Consider the following 2,998-nt stretch of genomic DNA (forward strand, 5'->3'; position numbering starts at 1 on the left):
CTACGCTTACACACCCCACCTATCAACGTTGTGGTCTCCAACGGCCCTTTAGGACCCTCAAGGGGTCAGGGATGACTCATCTCAGGGCTCGCTTCCCGCTTAGATGCTTTCAGCGGTTATCGATTCCGAACTTAGCTACCGGGCAGTGCCACTGGCGTGACAACCCGAACACCAGAGGTTCGTTCACTCCGGTCCTCTCGTACTAGGAGCAACTCCCTTCAATCATCCAACGCCCACGGCAGATAGGGACCGAACTGTCTCACGACGTTCTGAACCCAGCTCGCGTACCACTTTAAATGGCGAACAGCCATACCCTTGGGACCGACTTCAGCCCCAGGATGTGATGAGCCGACATCGAGGTGCCAAACACCGCCGTCGATATGAACTCTTGGGCGGTATCAGCCTGTTATCCCCGGAGTACCTTTTATCCGTTGAGCGATGGCCCTTCCATTCAGAACCACCGGATCACTATGACCTACTTTCGTACCTGCTCGACCTGTCCGTCTCGCAGTTAAGCTGGCTTATGCCATTGCACTAACCTCCTGATGTCCGACCAGGATTAGCCAACCTTCGTGCTCCTCCGTTACTCTTTGGGAGGAGACCGCCCCAGTCAAACTACCCACCAGGCACTGTCCGCGAGCCCGATTCAGGGCCCTGCGTTAGAACATCAAACATACAAGGGTGGTATTTCAAGGACGGCTCCAGCGCAACTGGCGTCACGCCTTCAAAGCCTCCCACCTATCCTACACATGTAGGTTCAATGTTCAGTGCCAAGCTGTAGTAAAGGTTCACGGGGTCTTTCCGTCTAGCCGCGGGTACACCGCATCTTCACGGCGAATTCGATTTCACTGAGTCTCGGGTGGAGACAGCATGGCCATGGTTACACCATTCGTGCAGGTCGGAACTTACCCGACAAGGAATTTCGCTACCTTAGGACCGTTATAGTTACGGCCGCCGTTTACCGGGGCTTCGATCAAGAGCTTCGCTTGCGCTAACCCCATCAATTAACCTTCCGGCACCGGGCAGGTGTCACACCCTATACGTCCACTTTCGTGTTTGCAGAGTGCTGTGTTTTTGATAAACAGTCCCAGCCATCTGGTCACTGCGACTCCCGACAGCTCCATCCGCAAGGGACTTCACCATCAAGAGCGAACCTTCTCCCGAAGTTACGGTTCTATTTTGCCTAGTTCCTTCACCCGAGTTCTCTCAAGCGCCTTGGTATTCTCTACCCGACCACCTGTGTCGGTTTGGGGTACGATGACTTGTAATCTGAAGCTTAGAGGCTTTTCCTGGAAGCAGGGCATCAATGGCTTCCGCACCGTAGTGCGTTCGTCTCGTGTCTCAGTGTTGTGTCTCCGGATTTGCCTAGAAACACCACCTACGCACTTTCACCAGGACAACCGTCGCCTGGCCCACCTAGCCTTCTCCGTCCCCCCATCGCAATTACAAGTCGTGCAGGAATATTAACCTGCTTCCCATCGATTACGCCTTTCGGCCTCACCTTAGGGGTCGACTCACCCTGCCCCGATTAACGTTGGACAGGAACCCTTGGTCTTCCGGCGAGGAGGCTTTTCACCCCCTTTATCGTTACTTACGTCAGCATTCGCACTTCTGATATCTCCAGCATGCCTCTCGACACACCTTCGCAGACTTACAGAACGCTCCCCTACCACTCACGCTTAGCGTGAATCCGCGGCTTCGGTGCCTGGTTTGAGCCCCGTTACATCTTCCGCGCAGGCCGACTCGACTAGTGAGCTATTACGCTTTCTTTAAATGATGGCTGCTTCTAAGCCAACATCCTAGCTGTCTGAGCCTTCCCACATCGTTTCCCACTTAACCAGAACTTTGGGACCTTAGCCGGCGGTCTGGGTTGTTTCCCTCTTCACGACGGACGTTAGCACCCGCCGTGTGTCTCCCGGATATTACTTACTGGTATTCGGAGTTTGCATGGGGTTGGTAAGTCGGGATGACCCCCTAGCCCAAACAGTGCTCTACCCCCAGTAGTATTCGTCCGAGGCGCTACCTAAATAGCTTTCGGGGAGAACCAGCTATCTCCGAGTTTGATTGGCCTTTCACCCCCAGCCACAGGTCATCCCCTAACTTTGCAACGTTAGTGGGTTCGGTCCTCCAGTTGATGTTACTCAACCTTCAACCTGCCCATGGCTAGATCACCCGGTTTCGGGTCTACACCTTGCAACTAGACGCCCAGTTAAGACTCGGTTTCCCTACGGCTCCCCTATACGGTTAACCTCGCTACAAAATGTAAGTCGCTGACCCATTATACAAAAGGTACGCAGTCACCCCGAAGGGCTCCCACTGCTTGTACGTACACGGTTTCAGGTTCTATTTCACTCCCCTCACAGGGGTTCTTTTCGCCTTTCCCTCACGGTACTGGTTCACTATCGGTCAGTCAGGAGTATTTAGCCTTGGAGGATGGTCCCCCCATATTCAGACAGGATGTCACGTGTCCCGCCCTACTCGATTTCACATCAAGGTTGTTTTCGTGTACGGGGCTATCACCCTGTATCGCCGGCCTTTCCAGGACCGTTCCACTAACTTCCAAGATGCTTAAGGGCTAATCCCCGTTCGCTCGCCGCTACTGAGGGAATCTCGGTTGATTTCTTTTCCTCGGGGTACTTAGATGTTTCAGTTCTCCCGGTTCGCCTCGCTACGCTATGTATTCACGCAGCGATACCTAGCTTATGCTAAGTGGGTTTCCCCATTCGGAAATCCGTGAGTCGTAATGTCTCTTACCGACTGCTCACGGCTTATCGCAGGTTAGTACGTCCTTCATCGCCTCTGACTGCCAAGGCATCCACCATGTACGCTTAGTCACTTAACCATACAACCCCAAGAAGTGTCGGTGAAACCGGCACGGCTTGTTGCTGTACAACAAGGACCAAATAAAATTTGGTTTTCGCCAAGAAGTTTCCAAAGCACTTGTAACAAATGTTTGAGAACTACTTTTTAAATCAGCTTTCCAGATTGTTAAAGAGCA

General features: G+C 52.9%; 1 rRNA gene. It reads right to left on the bottom strand.

Features of this window, described 5'->3' with window-relative positions:
- Positions 1 to 2,842 (bottom strand): 23S ribosomal RNA (locus AB5Y89_RS01800); the annotation flags it as partial.
- Positions 2,843 to 2,998 lie beyond the last annotated feature (156 nt).

This window comes from Aeromonas sp. s4 (genome assembly GCF_040907855.1).
GTDB lineage: Bacteria > Pseudomonadota > Gammaproteobacteria > Enterobacterales > Aeromonadaceae > Aeromonas > Aeromonas caviae.